22 protein-coding genes and 1 pseudogene are annotated in these 16,405 nt (G+C 69.8%); 8 read left to right on the forward strand and 15 right to left on the reverse strand.

Annotation, left to right across the window (positions count from 1 at the left end):
• Positions 1 to 67: 67 nt before the first annotated feature.
• The 4 genes from HK415_RS21135 to HK415_RS21150 all read left to right on the forward strand — a co-directional run bounded on the left by HK415_RS21135 (position 68) and on the right by HK415_RS21150 (position 2,481).
• The gene (locus HK415_RS21135) at positions 68 to 871 is read left to right on the forward strand and encodes a DUF899 domain-containing protein (protein ID WP_171562680.1); all 804 of its coding nucleotides are present in this window, start codon (positions 68 to 70) and stop codon (positions 869 to 871) included.
• 5 nt (positions 872 to 876) lie between these two features.
• On the forward strand, positions 877 to 1,461 hold the full coding sequence (locus HK415_RS21140) for a hypothetical protein (RefSeq protein ID WP_171562682.1): 585 nt from the start codon (positions 877 to 879) through the stop codon (positions 1,459 to 1,461).
• A gap of 101 nt (positions 1,462 to 1,562) precedes the next feature.
• Complete coding sequence (locus tag HK415_RS21145) at positions 1,563 to 2,165, forward strand: hypothetical protein (protein ID WP_171562684.1); 603 nt, start codon at positions 1,563 to 1,565, stop codon at positions 2,163 to 2,165.
• Between the two features lie 91 nt (positions 2,166 to 2,256).
• Entirely contained in the window at positions 2,257 to 2,481 is a 225-nt protein-coding gene (locus tag HK415_RS21150) for a DUF6494 family protein (RefSeq protein ID WP_171562686.1), read from the forward strand.
• A 6-nt stretch (positions 2,482 to 2,487) separates the two neighbouring features.
• Here HK415_RS21150 and HK415_RS21155 read toward each other — a convergent pair whose 3' ends face one another.
• From HK415_RS21155 to HK415_RS21190, 8 genes are all read right to left on the reverse strand, one after another.
• A complete protein-coding gene (locus HK415_RS21155) occupies positions 2,488 to 2,775 on the reverse strand; it encodes a hypothetical protein (protein WP_171562688.1) in 288 nt (95 codons plus the stop codon).
• Positions 2,776 to 3,030: 255 nt separating this feature from the next.
• The gene (locus tag HK415_RS21160; RefSeq protein WP_216369849.1) at positions 3,031 to 3,864 is read right to left on the reverse strand and encodes a hypothetical protein; all 834 of its coding nucleotides are present in this window, start codon (positions 3,862 to 3,864) and stop codon (positions 3,031 to 3,033) included.
• Between the two features lie 487 nt (positions 3,865 to 4,351).
• Positions 4,352 to 4,993, reverse strand: a complete 642-nt coding sequence (locus tag HK415_RS26650) for an HAD family hydrolase (protein WP_171562690.1) — start codon at positions 4,991 to 4,993, stop codon at positions 4,352 to 4,354.
• Positions 4,994 to 4,995: 2 nt separating this feature from the next.
• Positions 4,996 to 5,967 (reverse strand): Bug family tripartite tricarboxylate transporter substrate binding protein, encoded by a 972-nt coding sequence (locus HK415_RS21170; protein ID WP_253261977.1) that lies wholly within the window; start codon positions 5,965 to 5,967, stop codon positions 4,996 to 4,998.
• Between the two features lie 27 nt (positions 5,968 to 5,994).
• Positions 5,995 to 6,969: a quinone oxidoreductase family protein gene (locus tag HK415_RS21175; protein ID WP_253261978.1), complete on the reverse strand. Its 975-nt coding sequence runs from the start codon at positions 6,967 to 6,969 to the stop codon at positions 5,995 to 5,997.
• Positions 6,966 to 7,784 (reverse strand): enoyl-CoA hydratase, encoded by an 819-nt coding sequence (locus HK415_RS21180; RefSeq protein ID WP_171562692.1) that lies wholly within the window; start codon positions 7,782 to 7,784, stop codon positions 6,966 to 6,968. The genes HK415_RS21175 and HK415_RS21180 overlap by 4 nt, the downstream gene beginning before the upstream one ends.
• 50 nt (positions 7,785 to 7,834) lie before the next feature.
• Positions 7,835 to 9,265, reverse strand: a complete 1,431-nt coding sequence (locus HK415_RS21185; RefSeq protein WP_171562693.1) for a serine/threonine protein kinase — start codon at positions 9,263 to 9,265, stop codon at positions 7,835 to 7,837.
• Positions 9,262 to 10,014 carry a metallophosphoesterase family protein gene (locus tag HK415_RS21190; RefSeq protein WP_171562695.1) on the reverse strand — a complete coding sequence of 251 codons (753 nt, stop codon included), beginning with the start codon at positions 10,012 to 10,014 and terminating at the stop codon, positions 9,262 to 9,264. The genes HK415_RS21185 and HK415_RS21190 overlap by 4 nt, the downstream gene beginning before the upstream one ends.
• 123 nt (positions 10,015 to 10,137) lie before the next feature.
• Between HK415_RS21190 and HK415_RS27310 the strand changes: the two are divergent.
• Positions 10,138 to 10,437 (forward strand): annotated as a pseudogene (locus HK415_RS27310) (hemerythrin domain-containing protein); the annotation flags it as partial.
• A gap of 92 nt (positions 10,438 to 10,529) precedes the next feature.
• Positions 10,530 to 10,694: a hypothetical protein gene (locus tag HK415_RS21200; protein ID WP_171562697.1), complete on the forward strand. Its 165-nt coding sequence runs from the start codon at positions 10,530 to 10,532 to the stop codon at positions 10,692 to 10,694.
• Positions 10,695 to 10,719: 25 nt separating this feature from the next.
• Here the strand turns inward: HK415_RS21200 and HK415_RS21205 are convergent, their stop codons facing one another.
• The 5 genes from HK415_RS21205 to HK415_RS21220 form a co-directional block, all read right to left on the reverse strand.
• The gene (locus HK415_RS21205) at positions 10,720 to 11,403 is read right to left on the reverse strand and encodes an alpha/beta hydrolase family protein (protein WP_171562699.1); all 684 of its coding nucleotides are present in this window, start codon (positions 11,401 to 11,403) and stop codon (positions 10,720 to 10,722) included.
• A 26-nt stretch (positions 11,404 to 11,429) separates the two neighbouring features.
• A complete protein-coding gene (locus HK415_RS21210) occupies positions 11,430 to 11,636 on the reverse strand; it encodes a hypothetical protein (RefSeq protein WP_171562701.1) in 207 nt (68 codons plus the stop codon).
• Between the two features lie 291 nt (positions 11,637 to 11,927).
• Positions 11,928 to 13,574 carry an FAD-dependent oxidoreductase gene (locus HK415_RS21215; RefSeq protein WP_309246779.1) on the reverse strand — a complete coding sequence of 549 codons (1,647 nt, stop codon included), beginning with the start codon at positions 13,572 to 13,574 and terminating at the stop codon, positions 11,928 to 11,930.
• Positions 13,571 to 13,753, reverse strand: a complete 183-nt coding sequence (locus HK415_RS25670; protein ID WP_309246780.1) for a tripartite tricarboxylate transporter substrate-binding protein — start codon at positions 13,751 to 13,753, stop codon at positions 13,571 to 13,573. The genes HK415_RS21215 and HK415_RS25670 overlap by 4 nt, the downstream gene beginning before the upstream one ends.
• Positions 13,750 to 14,550, reverse strand: a complete 801-nt coding sequence (locus HK415_RS21220; RefSeq protein WP_253261980.1) for a Bug family tripartite tricarboxylate transporter substrate binding protein — start codon at positions 14,548 to 14,550, stop codon at positions 13,750 to 13,752. Before HK415_RS21220 ends, HK415_RS25670 begins: the two co-directional genes overlap by 4 nt.
• A 206-nt stretch (positions 14,551 to 14,756) precedes the next feature.
• Here HK415_RS21220 and HK415_RS21225 point away from each other — a divergent pair, with 206 nt between their 5' ends.
• Together HK415_RS21225 and HK415_RS21230 are read left to right on the forward strand one after the other, a co-directional pair.
• The gene (locus tag HK415_RS21225) at positions 14,757 to 15,257 is read left to right on the forward strand and encodes a pyridoxamine 5'-phosphate oxidase family protein (RefSeq protein WP_171562703.1); all 501 of its coding nucleotides are present in this window, start codon (positions 14,757 to 14,759) and stop codon (positions 15,255 to 15,257) included.
• 93 nt (positions 15,258 to 15,350) lie between these two features.
• Positions 15,351 to 15,677: a hypothetical protein gene (locus HK415_RS21230; RefSeq protein WP_171562705.1), complete on the forward strand. Its 327-nt coding sequence runs from the start codon at positions 15,351 to 15,353 to the stop codon at positions 15,675 to 15,677.
• On the opposite strand, the gene HK415_RS21235 is transcribed toward HK415_RS21230, so the two are convergent.
• Together HK415_RS21235 and HK415_RS21240 are read right to left on the reverse strand one after the other, a co-directional pair.
• Positions 15,661 to 16,065: a c-type cytochrome gene (locus HK415_RS21235; protein ID WP_216369850.1), complete on the reverse strand. Its 405-nt coding sequence runs from the start codon at positions 16,063 to 16,065 to the stop codon at positions 15,661 to 15,663. The genes HK415_RS21230 and HK415_RS21235 overlap by 17 nt on opposite strands.
• Positions 16,062 to 16,382 (reverse strand): cupredoxin domain-containing protein, encoded by a 321-nt coding sequence (locus HK415_RS21240; protein WP_171562706.1) that lies wholly within the window; start codon positions 16,380 to 16,382, stop codon positions 16,062 to 16,064. The genes HK415_RS21235 and HK415_RS21240 overlap by 4 nt, the downstream gene beginning before the upstream one ends.
• Positions 16,383 to 16,405: the final 23 nt, after the last annotated feature.

Consider the following 16,405-nt stretch of genomic DNA (forward strand, 5'->3'; position numbering starts at 1 on the left):
GTCCGGTCGGGCCGCTGCATGGGCCATCGATTCATCAACCGGGCTCGCCGAGTCCAAGGAGCACACCATGAGCACCCTCGCAACTCCCGCCGCCGCCGGCGGCCATCCCGTCGTCTCCGGCACCGCCTGGACCGAGGCGCGCAAGCAGCTGCTGGCGCGCGAAAAGGAACTGACGAAGCTGCACGACCAGGTCGCCGGCGAACGCCGCGCCTTGCCCTGGCGGCGCGTGGACAAGGACTACGTGTTCGACACGCCCGATGGCCCGCGCACGCTGGCGCAGCTGTTCGCCGGGCGGCGCCAGCTCATGGTGCAGCACTTCATGTTCGGCCCGGGGTGGGAACAGGGCTGCCCCAGCTGCTCGTACATGGCCGACCACGTCGACGGCATGAACGTCCACCTGGCGCACCGCGACATCGGCTTCGTCGCCGTGTCGCGCGCGCCGCTGGCGGACATCCTGCGCTTTCGCCAGCGCATGGGCTGGCGCTTCGACTGGGTCTCCTCGCACGGCAGCGACTTCAACTTCGACTTCCGAGTGAGCTTCACGCAGGAGGAACTGGCCAGCGGCGAAGTGGACTACAACTACCGCAAGGGCTTTTTTCCGGCGGAGGAAGCGCCCGGCATCAGCGTGTTCTGCAAGGACGACGCCGGCCATGTGTTCCACACCTATTCCACCTTCGGCCGCGGCGTCGAGGTGATGATGGGCGCGTACATGCTGATGGACCTCACGCCGCAGGGCCGCAACGAGCGCGACGTGTTCTACAAGATGGAGTGGGTGCGGCACCACGACCGCTACGAAACCGGCCAGCGCTACCAGCCCGCGCCGGAGGCGAAGGCGCCACCGGCGGCCGCCTGCCCCCACTGCGAGGCCTGAGCGCCATGGGCACCGTGCTTGCAGGCCTGTGGCCCTGGCTGGCCGTGGTGGCGGCCGGCGCGCTGCACGGGCTGAACCCGCTCACGGGCTGGGCCCTGGCGGCCTGGCCTGCGTCGCACGGGAAGGCGGCGCAGCGGCCGCGGCTGCTCGTGCCGATCGCGGCGGGGCACCTGGGCGCGGTGATCGTGGTCGCCGCCGCCGTGCCGGTCGGCCTCTCGTTCGGAATCGCGTTCGAGCCCTGGATGGCGCAGGCGATCGCCGCGGGCTTGCTGCTGTTGATCGCACTGCAGCATTTCGGCGGCGGAGGGCATGGCAACAGCGACGCGGTACAGGGCCGGACGGCGCTCACCTTGTGGTCCTTCATCCTGGGCATCGGCCACGGTGCGGGATGGATGCTGATGCCGGCACTGGCGTCCCTGTGCGCGAGCGACGTGCCCGGGCGCGAGATCACCGCATCGGGGTCCTTCCTGCTGGGAATTGCCGCGGTGTGCATGCATCTGGCGGCGATGCTGGGGACGACGGCGGCCATGGCGGCCGGCGTGCGGGCGTTCCGTGCACGCGCCGCCTCCGGAGCGTGCGCTCACCCCTGACATCCCAACACAACTCAGCGCGACGGCCGGCCTGTCCGCGCCGACCAGTGCCAGCGCCGCGCCGCATGCAAGCTGCTCTACTGCGCCCCAAGGGGAGTTGTATGCCCATGTCCGCCGAGTACCGCAAACTGATCCTGGCCGCGGTCCTGTCCGCGGCGCCGTATGCGGCGCAGGCGCAGCCGAAGGCACCGCCGCAAACGAAGGCCCAGGCACAGGCGCAGGCGCAAATGCCGGGCGAGGACGCGAAGACGCAGGCCCAGGCCGGCGCCGTCGCGGACGGCGTGTCGTCCTTCGTCGGCATCGCTGCCGGCACGCCGATCAACCCCTTGCTGCCCGTCCTCGGCGTGGCCTTCAAGGCGGCGACCTTCCACCATGCCGAAAGCCTGCCGGAGGCCGAACGCCCGCGCGCCTATGCGATGGCCGCCGCCGGCTGGCAGGGCAGCGCCGCGGGCAACGCCTGCGCCGCGGTGTCCATTCTCTCGGGCGGCTCCTTCCTGCCGGCCTGCCTGCTGGTGGGTGTGGGCTGGGGCTGGAAGACCTGGAACGCGACCGAGCGCGAGCGGCTGGAGGCCGAACGCTGCGCCGCGCCGCGCACGGCGGCCGGCAAGCCGAAACCGGGCTGCGTGGTCAAGCGGCCGCGCGTCGAGAAGACGGTGCCGCCCGTGCGCACCTTCCTGGCCGCCCAGGACCTCGTGGCGCCCTGAGCGCGGCGGCTCCCCGCCGCTCCCCGACGCGAACAGCGGCCCGCAGAGGGCCAGAATGGCTCCTGGGGCCGGCGCGCCCAAGGAGAAAGCCATGAACGACGAAGAGCTGAACATCAGCATCCGCAAGTTCCTGAAGATGGTCGGCGTGAGCTCGCAGCGCGAGATCGAGCGTGCGGTCGCCGCGGCGCTGCAGGCCGGCACGATCGCGGGCACGGAAAGCTTCCCGGCGAAGATGACGCTGGAGATTGCGGGCCTGCGCCTGGACGTGGCGTTCGAGGGAGAGATCCGGCTGGAGGGGCGCGACGCCGCGCCCTGAGCCCGGTCAGCCGAGGCAGGAAGCGGCCTTACTTGGCCGAGGTGGAGACGAGCGGCGTGCGCTTGGGCGGCGCAGCCGGCGGGGGATGGGTCGGCTTGCGGCGCTGGTCTCCGCGTCGACGTGGGCCGGAAGTTGCGCGAAGCGATAGACGCCGGCGGCGACCAGGACCGTCAGGAGGATCATGTAGCGCTTTTCCGCCTTCCGGTTGCCGCTGAACAGCACCAGGAGCAGGGCGCCCGCGATCCCGACAACCAGCATCTTCAGGTCCAGCGTGAGTGAATTGAAGAAGTCCATGTTGGGGCTCCAACGGAGGAAAGACCCACTCTAGCGAAGGCCGTACTGGACAGCCAGCGCCGTTCCTTTTTGTTTCCGCCCGGCGTTGCTGGATGTCTGCATCTGCTAGGGATCCGGCCCGGCCGCATCCCCTGGAGATCCCGTGACCCCCAGGAGACGACCCTGAGCCGAAGGACCCCGCTGCGCGCCTGGCCGCGTGCTGCATCGGCGCCCCCACGGAACTCGCGCAGGGGACGGTGCGGTAGACCTCACACCTCAGGGGAAACGCGGACGCAGGCGATCATCGGCCGGCACCTGGAATGGGAAGCCGAGCACGACCGCTCGACCCCGTACGCGGTTTTGCGCCTGACAACGTCGGGTGCAGTCGGTTGCAGGCGGTGCCACTTCGACGGCGTCCTCGCCCGACACGAAGCCCATGCGCCCGCCGCTGGCAACCGACCACTTCGACTGGCCGCCGCAGTGTTGGACCGTGACGATCGCGCCCGTGCGTGTGTCGATGGGTGTCGAACACCGTGGTTCGGGAATGCGTTGCGCCACCTGTGGGCTGTCGCGCGCAACGAAACGGGGTGAAAAGTCGTTTGCGATGTTGATGCGTGCCGGCACCACCACCGTGGTGTCCTTGTAGGGAACGACATCGCCCTCGCGCGCGCGAAAGCGCGCGTTGTCGAAGTAGAAAGGCAGGACATTTCCGGGCGCATCAGCGAGTGTGTGGGTGATCACCGTGGCCGTCCCGTCGCCGCGCTCGGGTTCCATCTGGAACACGCCGCCCTGGGCGCAATCCTTGGCCTGGATCTTCATCGACAGGCCGGGGCCGAAACGTTGCATCTCAAGCACCTCCCCATCGAGCGACAGTTCGATGACGGAATTGAGAGCCAGGCCGCGGTGATCGGGTGTCTTGCTCGCGAACACCGGCGTGGCCACACCGCTGGTCATGTCGAGCGGATTGGTGGTCGGCAGGAACGCGTAGTTCTCGATCGCGAAGGTGGCGGCGACCACATCAAACTGCACGTACTTGCCCTGCACCCGGAACCGCGCGGGCACGCTGCTTGCCGGCACGTCCACTTCGACATCGCCACTGCGGCCCAGCACGGCAAAACCACCCCCTCGCACCCGGCCGACGAAGCCGCGATGGCCGGCAAGCTCAACGCGCTGACCACCAGAACCCCCGCGCATTGAACCGCCCGGAGACGTACGTTCCCAAGCGATCGAGGGCGTCGGTTGATATTCATGGTTTCTCCTTTGGGATCAGACCGCACGGTCGCCGTGCGGGGCGGCGCCTTGAAGCCATGGGACAAAGCGCGGCGCCATTTGAGCCACAGGCAGCTCGGCTGCCGTGAGGCGCTGCAAGGGAGTGTTACGGACAGTGCGTTCGCAGCCCCTCTTGCACAATCGGGACGACCCTTTCGAGGCCGCATCCGCAATCAATGCCGGGCGGCCTGTCCGCACGAAGGCTCAGGGCCGGGGTCCACGTTCCCTGAGCAAGGCAACTGGACGGCAAGTAAGTGTGGCACTTGCACATTTACTTGACTGTGCGACTTGCACATTTCCGCCCAGACGGAGAAGCCCGGCGCGACCATCAGCGAGTGTCTGGCGCCCCATCGCATCCATCGAGCAGGCCACGCTCGCCAAGCGCGCTCTCCACGTCCCTCGGGCTCCTTACCAGCACAGCCTGCAGGCCCAGCGCGCGCGCACCTTCCACGTTCGCCTCCAGGTCGTCGAACAGCAGCACCTCCGCCGGCGGCAGCGCGATCTCGCGCAGCACGTGCTGGAAGGCGGCGGCATGCGGTTTGCGGTGCCCGATCTCGTGCGATGCGAACACGCGCGTGAAGCGGGGCAGGAAATTGGGATAGGCGCGGGCGATATGCGACAGGTGCGCCGGGTTGGTGTTGCTGATGGCGTAGCAGGGCACCTGCCGGCGGAGCACCTCCAGCAGCTGCACGGTCTCCTCGATCTCGCCGATCAGGATCTGGTTGAAGCCCGCCTCCACCACCAGCAGGTCGCATTCCAGCGCCAGCGCCTGCCGCAGGTGCGCGAAGAAGCCGTCGTTGTCGAGTTGCCCGGTCTCGTGGCGGTGGAAGCTGTCGTGGTGGCGGAAATCGTCGCGCAGCTGTGCGGGCGGCAGCCGCGAGTGCGGCGCCCAGGCCTGCAGCGCGCGCTCGAAATCGATGTCGAGGAGCACGCCGCCCAGGTCGAACAGGACGGCGCGGGTGGCCGGCACGCTCACTCCGCCTTGGCGCCCGAGTCCTTCGCGAGCTTGGCCCAGAAGCGGTTCTCCTCCCGCAGGAAACCCGCGTAGTCCGCGGGCGAGGAGGACACGGAGATGTCGGTGCCTTCGCGCGCCAGCGCCGCGCGCACTTCCGGCCGCTGCATGGCGACCATGGTCGCGTCGTACAACTTCTTCACGATCTCGGGCGAGGTGCCGGCCGGCAGGAAGAAGCCGTACCAGAAGTCCATCTTGTAGTTCGCCAGGCCCGCTTCCTTCATGCCCGGCAGGTCGGGCACCAGTGGCGAGCGGTCAGGGCTGGACACCGCCAGGCCGATAAGGCGGCCCGACTTGATGTGCGGCAGCACCGAGGGCGGCGTGGCGAAGGTGACCTGCGTGTCGCCGGCGATCACCGACTGCACCGAGGGCGCGCCGCCCTTGAAGGGAATCGCCTGCATCTGCGTGCCGGCGAGCTGGTTGAACAGCACGCCGCCCAGGTGCGGCGCCGAGCCCATGCCGGCATGCGCGAAGTTCATCTTGCCCGGGCTCTTCTTCGCCATGTCCACCAGGTCCGCCACCGACTTGATCCCCGTCGTCGGATTCACCGCGATCACCAGCGGCGAGGCGGTGACCTTGGTGACCGGGATCAGCGAGGCGACGCTGGGCCCCCACTTCGGATCGATCGCCGGGTTCACGCTGATGGAGCTCGGGCTGGCGAGCAGCAGCGTGTAGCCGTCGGGGGCCGCCTTGGACACGAACTCGGTGGCGATGCTGGAGCCGGCGCCCGGCTTGTTGTCCACCACGATCGGCTGGCCGAGCACGCGGGACAGCGCCTCGCCCACGGTGCGGCCGACGTAATCGGCGGCACCACCGGGCGTGAAGCCCACCACCAGCTTGATCGGCTTGTCGGGCCAGGCGGCCTGCGCGGCGGCGCCGGCACTCGCGAGTGCCAGCGCGCAGCCGGCGGCAAGGGTCTTCCACATCTTCATGTCTCCTGCTTGTTCTTCGGGCCGCCCTCAGGCGGTGATGACGATCTTGCCGACGTGCGCGTTGGCTTCCATGTGCGCGCGCGCCGCCGGGAATTCCGCGAAGGGATAGACGCGATCGATCAGCGGCCGCAGCTTGCCCGCCGCCACCAGCGGCAGCATCTGCTCGGCGAACGCTCGCGTGCTGTCCGCCTTCTGCGCCGGGCTGGTCATCTTCTGCGAGACGCCGAACAGCACCAGCCGTTTCGCGTGCAGCGCCTGCAGGTCGATCTCGGCCTTCAGCACGTTGTCCACGTAGCCCACGGTCGCCAGCCGCCCCTCGAAGGCGAGGCAGCGCACGGCCTCGGCGAACACGGTGCCGCCGACGTTGTTCACCACCAGGTTCACGCCCGCGCCGCCGGTGGCGTCCATCACCTGCGGCTGGAAGTCGGCCTGGCGGGTGCAGATCGCCACGTCCAGCCCGAGCGCCTTGAGCTTGTCCAGCTTCTCGCGCGAGCCCGAGGTGCCGATCACCCTGGCTCCGATCGCCTTGGCGATCTGCAGCGAGGCGACGCCCACGCCGGAGCTCACGCCGGTCACCAGCAGCCAGCCGCCGGACTTGAGCCCGCCCTGCAGCAGCAGCATGTCGTGCGCGACCATGTAGGTCGTGGTCAGCGATCCGGCTTCTTCCCAGGACATGCCTTCGGGGACCGCCATCGCCTGCGCTTCCTCGGCCAGCACGTATTCGGCCATCGCGCCGGGAAAGCGCCCCATCACCCGCGCGCCGGGCGCGAAGCGCTTCACCTGCGCGCCGGCCTTCACCACCTCCCCCGCCCCCTCGATGCCCAGCGGCTTGGCGGTGCCGGCCTTGGTGAGGCCGCCGATGATGAATTCGCCGCGGTTGACGCCGGCGGCGCGCACGCGCACCAGCATCTGCGTCGGGCCCGGCTCGGGCAGGTCCGTTTCGCGCAGCTCGACGCGCGCCTCGGTCTCGCTCGCGACCATCCACCAGGAACGCATCTTCATTTCCCCTGGAAGGCCGGCTTGCGTTTTTCCATGAAGGCCTTGCGGCCCTCCGCGTAGTCCTCGCTCTCGAAGCAGTCGAGGATCAGCCGCTTGCACATGTCGCGGTCGAGGTCGGCGTCGTCCTTGAGCATCTCCTCGATGATCTTCTTGCCGGCATACACGGTCAGCGGTGCGTTGGCGGCCATCGTCGAGGTGTATTCCGCCAGCAGTTCCGGCAGCTGGTCGGCCGGGGCGACCCGTGTGATGAGCCCGACCGACTTCGCCTCGGCCGCATCGATGCGGCGGGCGGTGAAGAACAGGTCCTTGGCCACGCCCACGCCGACCAGGTTCACCAGGTTCTTGAGCGCCGAGAGCCGGTAGCCCAGGCCCAGCCGCGCGGCCGGGATGGAGAACACCGCGTCCTCGCTGGCGATGCGGATGTCGCAGCTGATCGCCACGTTGACGCCGCCGCCGATGCAGAAGCCGCGGATGCAGGCGAGCGTCGGCTTGGCGCAGCGGTAGATGCTCATGAGCGCCTCTTCCGCCATCACCTCGTAGTGCTTGACGGCCTCGCGGGCGGCGCGCATGTCCTCGAACTGCGAGATGTCGGCGCCGGAAACGAAAGACTTCTCCCCGGCGCCCGAGAACACCACCAGCCGCAGGGCCGGGTCCTTCTCGGCCTGCGCCAGCAGCGGCGGCACCGCCTGCCACATGTCCACGGACAGGGCGTTGTGCTTGGCGGGATTGTTGAAGCGGATGTGCAGGGTGGACCCCTCGGTCCAGGCCTGCACGCGTTCGGTCGGCGAGTGGTACGCCTGCGGCTGCGGTTCGGTCATGCGCCGAGTATGTCGGCCGCCGGAATGCCCCCGGATACGGGGTTTCCCCCTTACGCCTCCACCGGGCTCAGCAATGCCAGCGGCGGCGCGTCCTTGACCAGCAGCACGCTGCAGGGCGCTTCGGCGGCCACGCGCGCGGGCACCGTGGGGATCCAGCGCTGCAGCGCCAGGCCGTGGGTGGCGGCGCCCATGACGATCAGGCTCACGTGGTTGGCGTGCGCATAGGCCAGCAGGGCGCCGGCGGGATCGTCCGACTGCAGCACGTGGAAGGAGACCTGCCGGTCCTCCAGGTCGAGGCCGCGCACCCACTGCCGCAAGAGCTCGCTGTGGAAGCGGTGCATCGCCGCCTCGTCTTCCTGCGCGGCACCGGAGCCGACCACCGTCACGCAGGCCAGGCGCGCGCCGGGGCGGATGCCCAGGGACCGGCTGGCGGCCTGGCGCAGCGCGTACAGCGTGGCGTCGGTGGTGTCGCGGTGCGGCACCGCCGCCATCACGATCGGCACTTCGCCCACGCGCGTGCTGGGCAGGGGACTCGGCTGGTATTCCATGCCGGCGGCCTTGAACCAGCGCTTCAGGTGCGCCGAGAACTTGGTGCGCGCCGTGCGCAGGCCGCGCGGGCCGACCACGACCTGGTCCGGGTGGCCGAGGTCGAAGGCCAGGTGGGCGGCCGAGGGCGGTCGCTGCGCCGCGGTCGCCTCCAGGCAGTGCAGGATCACTTCCTGCAGCCAGGGCGGCACCGCGGGATTGAGCGCGCGCGGCGCCGCCGGCACCATCCACAGGCGCTGGCGCAGGCCGCCGGTGGTGGCCGGCGCGCCGAAGGGCAGTTCGCCGGTGGCCAGTTCGTAGAGCATCACGCCGATGGCGAACACGTCGCTGCGCGGGTCGCCGCGCACGCCCACCACCTGCTCGGGCGCCATCCATGCCGGCGAGCCGATGGCCGGCCGCATCTCGGCGGCGAGCAGGTCGGGGTAGTGCGCATGCCAGCTCAGGCCGAAGTCCACCAGCACGCAGTCGCCATCGGGCTTCAGGATCACGTTGGCGGGTTTCAGGTCCAGGTGCACCGCTTCCTGCCGGTGCAGGCTGTGCGCCGCGACCGCGATGGCGCGGCCCCAGCGCGCGATGTCCTCGGCCGCGGGACGCCGTTTCGCGGCGGCCGCTTCGTCCAGGATGTCCTGCAGCGTGCGGCCCGGGATGTACTCCATCACCAGAAAGGGCAGGCGGCCCATGTCGCCGGCCGCCACGAAGCGCGGCAGGTGCCGGCCCTCGATCACCTGCAGCATCTGGTGTTCGACCTCGAAGCCCACCAGGTTCTCGGCGCCCTCGCCGCCGCCCATGCGCGGCACCTTCATGATCATGGGAAAGCCCGGGTCGGGGCGGCCGCCGTCGTAGGTGACGCGGTACAGCTCCGCCATCGCGCCCGAGTGCACCCGCGGCCCGATCACGAACCCGTCGATCACCGATCCCTGCTCCAGCCTCGTCATCGTCCCCGCTCCAGTCGCCGCGCAAAGCCTTCCGGCAGCCCGGCCGCGCGGATCGCGGCCGCGGTGCCGGCATGGTCGTAGGCTATGCGGTGGAAGGCAAGGCGCGCCTGCGCCACGTCAAACAGCGCGTACATCGCCCGCGGATCGCCGTCGCGCGGCTGCCCGACCGAGCCGACCAGGGCCAGCCAGGACCGGTGCGAGGCCAGCGGCACCGGCACGCCGGGGACCGGGCTGAAGGCCATCGGCTTGCCGTCGACCCCGCGGTAGTACAGCACCTGCTCGTGGACGTGGCCGCAGAACACGCGCTTCAAGCCCCATTCGGCCTGCGCCGCCAGCAGGCAGCGCTTGGCCATCTCCGGGCGGTCCACGTACTCCCACTGCTGCGGGTCGCGGGCGCTGGCGTGCACCAGCAGCGTGTCCTCCACCGTGGCGGTCAGGGGCAGGTGCAGCAGGAAGGCGCGATGCACATCGGAGAGCTGCGCGTGCGTCCAGGCCGCGGAGAGGTCCTGCGCCGTCTGCCGCACCGCGGGTTCGTGCAGGGCCGCGTCGTCGTGGTTGCCGCGCACCACGATGGCGCCCCCGGCCACCAGGTCCATGACGCGCTGCAGCACCTGCACCGGCTCCGGCCCGTAGCCCACCAGGTCCCCGAGGATTGCGAAGCGGGTCGCGCCGGCCGCGCGTGCATGGGCCAGGCACGCGTCCAGTGCGCGCAGGTTGGCATGCAGGTCCGACAGCAGGGCCAGTTTCACGCCGGCATCATGGCCTAAAAGCACGCGAGCCCAGGACCCGTGCCCCTTTGACGCATGTCAAGACCCTTCGCGGCCCCTGCCCCAGACTGGCAGCCAGAGTTCGCAGCAGCGAAGGAGCACACCATGGAACAGCGTCCCGCGGCCCCGGCCGGGCCGGAACTGCAGCCGCCCATCCGCCAGTTCAGCGGTGCGCACGACGGCATCCTGCGGGGCCTGAACGACCTCGCCGAAGTGCCGGAACTCGCCAAGGCGATGGAGCGCGCGCGCAGCAAGGCCGCCGCCGTGATCGAGCTGTTCGACAAGGTCGTGCTGGTGCACCACGCCGACGAGGAGCAGGAGCTGTTCGTCTCCGTCCAGCGCAGTTGCCGCGACGCACGCGAGGCGGCGCACGTGCAGACCCTGGTGGACCGCCTGAAGTCGGAGCACCGGACCCTCGAGGCGCTGTGGGCGAAGATCCGGCCCGCGCTGGCGCACACCGCCGCGGGCAAGGTGCACGGCACCCCTTCGCGCAGGACGTGGAGAAACTGGTGCGCTTGTATGGCGAGCACGCCCGGATGGAAGAGTCCGTGTTCCTGCCGCTGGCCGACGAGATCCTGGCGCGCAATGCCAACCACATGGCGGCGCTGGACATCGCGCTGCACCTGCGGCATGCAGCGCCGCCGCGCAGTTCCTACATCTGACGCGGCCCGCTGCCCGTGGCCCCGCTCAGGGCGACTGCAGGGCACGCACCCAGGCGGCGATCGCGTCCGCCAGCTCCTCGATCACTTCGCCATCGCTGCGCCCCGAGCGCGCCAGCACATGGAAGGCGTGGTCCGCGCCCTCGACCACGTGCAGGGTGGCGCGTTCGCCCAGCGGCGGCACCACGGCGCGCACCAGGTCCATCTCGGCCAGCGCGTCGCGCGTGCCTTGCAGGAACAGCATGGGCAATCGCACCTCGGCGAGGTGGTCCGCGCGCGAGGTCGACGGCTTGCCGGCAGGGTGCAGCGGGAAGCCGACGAACACCAGGCCGGCCACGCGCGGCAGCGCTTGCGTCGCCTGGGCCTGCGAGCTCATGCGGCCGCCGAAGGACTTGCCGCCCGCGAACAGGGGCACGCCGGGCAGCCGCCGCGCGGCCTCGTCGACGGCCGCGCGCACGGCGGCCTGCGCGACCGCCGGTGGATCGGGCCGGCGGGTGCCGGCTTCCATGAAGGGGAACTGGAAGCGCAGCGTGGCGATGCCGCGGCCGACCAGTGCGTGGGCCAGCAAGCCCATGAATGCGTGCTGCATGCCCGCCCCGGCGCCATGGGCGAAGACGTAGCAGGCTTGGGGAGCGGAGGGGGTGTCGAGCAGGGCGGAGACGGTTCCGCCGGCCGGCAGGGAGAGGGTGAGGGGCAGCGCGCGGGCGGTCACGCCCGCATCTTGCCCCTCCCGGGAAATCAGTGCAGCGCGGAGGCTTCGACGGCGGGAGCCGACAGCTCGCGGCCGACCATGGCACGGGCGTAGAAGTAGTTGTTGCGCGCGCGCTCGCTCATGCCGTCCAGGTCGACGTGGCCCGTCGGGTCGCACGGGAACGCAAAACCGCGGCCGCTGTGGAACAGCGATTGGAAGCGGAGTTGGTAGGCGCTGGTGCTGGATTCGGTCATTTCGATTCTCCTGCGGTGAAGGGCATCGCCCTTTCTGTGTCTTCACTATCGTGCAGGGACCGGGTTCCGGCGATCAGCGCTTGCTGAATTGCAGCCTCGGCGGGTTCCGATTCAAAGGCGCGCGCGCCGCCGAGGCTGCATAGGAAACGTCCTATGCCGGGGAGTGTTTGGCGCATGCCTCAGGACCTGTCCGCTGACCCAGCGGGAGCGGGCATCCAGCTGTACGGCATGTAAACGACGAGGCAGGGCGCGCGCTGCCGTGGATGAGCGAGGCAAGCCCGGCCGTGGGCTTCAGGCGCCTCGCAGGCGGTCCAGCAGAGCCAGCGGATCGGCGGGAATCGCATCCCCGCGCCACGCGACGTGCTGGTCGTCGCGGCAGATCAGCAGCTTGTGGCGGTATGCGGCCGGCACTTGCGCCCCCGCCACGTCCACCACGGACAGCGGCATCCGGCGTTCGCGCGCCGCTGCGAGCAGCGGCGCCACGTCCACGCCTTCGTCCAGTCGCAGCAGCGTGTAGCCCTGGCCGAAGGCGTCGTACAGCGAGCGGCCGTCGGCCAGCCAGAAGTGCGGTGCCCGGCAACCGGGCACCGTGGAGGGCGTGAAGTCGCCCATGGTGTAGGGCGGCGGCGCCTCGCCGTCCGAGGCGATGATGGGCGAGCCCTCGTAGTAGTAGCCGAAGTTCAGGCCCGCGCAGCAGAACTGCTGCACGTTCAGCGCATAGGCTTCGCGGCCCAACTCTTCGCGCGCACGCTCGCCGTCCGCGTCCTGCGCCTCGACGTTGGCAGGCACCGCGCGCCGCGCCCTGATCATCTTGGCGGCGTGGTCCATCGCGAAGTTCGACACCTGCATGGTGATCGGCTGGCGCTCGGCCTCGTAGGCGGTGAGGATGGCCTCCGCGCCCCAGCCCTGCACGCGCGCGGCCAGCAGCCACGAGAGGTTGAGCGCATCGGCGATGCCGGCATTCATGCCGTAGCCGGCATAGGGCACCCACAGGTGCGCCGCATCACCGGCGATGAACACGTTGCGGTCGCGGAAGCGGTCGGCGACCAGGCGGCGCCCGACCCAGTCCTCCTTCGTGATCACCTCGTACGCGAAGTCCGCGCCGACGCCCAGGATCTGGCGGATCGCCCAGTCGCGGTCCACGGAATCGAATTCGGGTTCGTCGGGGTTCAGGTGGTTGTGGACCAGCCAGGTCTCGTGGCCGTCGATGGCGAACACCGTGCCGCAGCGGCGCGGGTTGACCGCGTAATAGGACCACGCCGGCTTGCCGGGCAGCAGCGCGCGCAGGCCCGGTGCGCGAATATGAGTCGACTGCACGCGCTGGATCACCGGCGTGCCTTCCAGCTTCGCGCCGATCGCCTTGCGCACCATCGAGCTGCCGCCGTCGCAGCCCACCAGATACCGGCAGCGCACCCGCCGCTCCTGCCGCGTGTCCAGGTCCAGCAGGGTCGCTTCGACCACGTGCTCGTGCTGCGTGAAGCCGGTGACCTGCGTGCGGTTCCACAAGGTGACGCCGGGCAGCTTCGCCGTGTGTTCCAGCAGGATGGGCTCGAGGAACAGCTGGTTGATGCGGTGCGGCGGCTCGGGCGTGGGCCACCAGGTGTCCGGGCCCTCGCGCGCGGTGTAGCGCTCGGCGCGGCAGGGAATCGGGATGCGCGTGAGCTCGATGCCGCACAGGCTGGTGCGGAACACCACGTCGTTCGGGTAGTCCGCGGGCAGGCCGGCGTCGCGCAGCTTGTGCGCCACGCCCAGCCGCCGGAAGCGCTCCATGGTGCGCGCGGCCACGTGGTTGCACTTGACGTTGGGCGGCTCGGCGTAGCGGCGGATCTCGGCGATCGCCACCTGCACGCCGCGGGCGGCGAGGTCCATCGCGAGCGTCAGGCCCACCGGCCCGGCGCCCACCACCAGGACGTCGGTGTCCAGGGCGCGCGAACTCACTGGTCGATCTTGATGCTCGCCTGCCGGATCACCTTGCCCCACTTGGCGGTTTCGGCGCGGATGTAGGCTTCGAACACTTCCGGCCGCGTCGGCGCCGGCTCGACGCCGAGGTTGCGCATGCTGGTCCTGATCTGTTCGTCGTTGAGCGCGGCGGTGATCTCCGCGTTCAGGCGGTTCACCACGGCCTGCGGCGTGCGGCCGGCGCCACCACGCCGAACCAGCCGGTGGAGTCGTAGCCGGTGAGGCCGCCTTCGGAGGCCGTGGGCACGTCGGGCAGCTGCGGCAGCCGCTGCGGGCTGGTCACCGCGTACGCGACCAGCTTGCCGGCCTTGATGTGCTGCAGGGCGGAGGGCAGGTCGACCACGGCCAGCGGCACGTTGCCTGCCAGCACGTCGAGCGCCGCCGGGCCGGAGCCCTTGTACGGGACTTCCACCAGCTTCACGTCCGCCATCTGCGAGAACAGCGCGGCCGAGAGGTGCATGGCGGTGCCGTTGCCGCCGTGCGCGATCGAAAGCTTGCCGGGCTGCGCCTTCGCCAGCGCGATCAGCTCCTGCTGCGACTTCGCCTGCAGCCCGGGGTGGCCGATGATCACGAAGGGAATCGCTGCCAGCATGGTCACCGGCTTGAAGTCCTTGACCGGGTCGAAGGGCATCTGTGCATACAGGCTGCTGTTGGCCGACAGCGCGCCGGCTGCGCCCACGCCCAGCGTGTAGCCGTCCGCCGGCGCCTTGGCCACCAGCGTCAGGCCGATGTTGCCGCCGGCGCCCGGGCGGTTGTCCACCACGACCTGCTGGCCCAGCCGTTCGGTGAGGCGCGGCACCAGCATGCGCACCACCGCGTCGGCGCTGCCGCCGGGCGGGAAGGTCACCACGATGCGCACGGGCTGTTTCGGGTAGTCGGCGGGTGCCTGGGCCATCGCGGTCGTGGCCATCGCGGAACACAGCAACGCCGCGGCGGCGCGCATGAAGGGATGCATGGACGGGTCTCCTGTTGCGGCCATTGGAGCGGCAAACCCGGCCGGGCACCACCGAGGATTTCCCGGTCCCGCTTTCGTTCGCTGCAGAGCCACCTTGTGCTAGGACAAGGCGTGTCGGTGATCCCGCACAGGCGGAAGCATCCGGACCCGACTGCCGCGGGCACCGGGTGCGGCGAGCATGGAAGCATCACCGAACAGGAGCACGGATGAACGACACCAAACAACACCAGGTCCTCTGGGGCCTGATCAAGGACACCCGCTTTTGCATGCTGTCGCACCGCCACACCGACGGCACGCTGCACTCGCATCCCCTCACCACGCAGAACAAGGAGCTCGGCGAGGACGGCTGCCTCTATTTCTTCGTCTCGCGTTCCAGCGAGGTCGGCCAGCGCCTGCAGCAGGACGGCAACGTGAACCTCGCCTATGCCAACGTCGAGAAGGACACCTGGGTGTCCGTCACCGGCACGGCGCGCGTCTCGCAGGACATGCAGAAGAAGAAGAAGCTGTTCAACGTGATGGCCAAGGCCTGGTTCCCGGGCGGGGTGGACGACCCGAACCTGGAACTGGTGGAAGTGAAGATCGAAGAGGCCGAGTACTGGAACGTCAAGGAGAACAAGCTGCTGCAGCTGCTCAAGATGGGCAAGGCCGCGGCCACCGGCACCCGTCCCGACGGCATGGGCGAACACGCCGAAGTGCACTTCGACTGAGGGGAAACCCGAGGGGCCGGGGCCGCTTGAGATTTGTCAACTGGACCGGGCAACTGCTGCGTCATCGTGGAGTCCTGCCACCAAGGACTCCACATGAACCAACCCGTCGACCTGCGTTTCATCGGCATGCTCTCCAGCGAGAGCGCCGAAGCCGCCGCGCTGGGCGGCATCACCGCGCTCGACGAGGCGCACCGGCAGGTGCGCGGGTGGAAGGTGAGCATGGAGCCGCCGCAATCCGCCTGGGGCCTGCCGGCCTACGCAGTGCAGGTGCAGGCGGAGCTGGACGAAGGGGCGCTGGTCGCCACCCGCGCGCACGGCTCGGACCTGATGGCCGCGATGCAGGACGCGTTCGAGGGCATGCAGCAGCTGCTCGGACGCCGTGCGTCCGCGCAGCCGCAGCACGTCACTTCTTCGTACTGATCGACTGCAGGTAGGCGACCACGTCGCCGATCTGCTCGTCCGTCAGTTCTTCGCCCCACGGAGGCATGTACTCGGAACGGGCCACGGCCTTGCCGCCGCTGCGGATGATCAGCCGCATGTAGGCCGCGTTCTTGTCGCTTTCGCGCAGGTTGGCCGGCTTGGGGTTGTACAACTTGGCCGCGCGGCCGCTGCCGTCGGCATTGGGGCCGTGGCAGGTCACGCAGTAGTTGAAGAACACCAGGCTGCCGCGGAAGTGCGCGGCGTCCGGGCCGTCGCGCGCCAGCAGCGGCGTCGCGGTGGCCTGGACCACCTGGGCATGGGCGTCGGAGATCTGGCCCTGCGCCTGCATCGCCAGCAGCAGGCCGGCGGCCAGGGCGAATTTCTTCATTTCTTCACCTCGATCACCAGCTTCATGTCGGGGTGCACCGCGCACTCCACTTCCACCGTCCCCGCCTTGTCCATCACGACCGACTTGGACAGGCCCTGGCCGTAGGAGCCGAGGTCGAAGCTCTTCACGTCCGAGAGCGAGAAGATGTTGTGCGCGAAGGGGTCGTCGTTGATGAACTTGACGTTGTCGCCCTGGTTCACGTTCAGGCGCTTGACCGAGAAGGCCTTGCCCTTCTGGCTGACGACGTGCTCGGCCGCATGCGCGGGCCCGCAGACGAGGATGGCCAGGGCGGCGGCGGCTGGCAGGATGGTTCGCATGGTGGTGACTCCCGTGGATGGCT

The sequence above is a fragment of the Ramlibacter montanisoli genome (assembly GCF_013087525.1).
GTDB lineage: Bacteria > Pseudomonadota > Gammaproteobacteria > Burkholderiales > Burkholderiaceae_C > Ramlibacter > Ramlibacter montanisoli.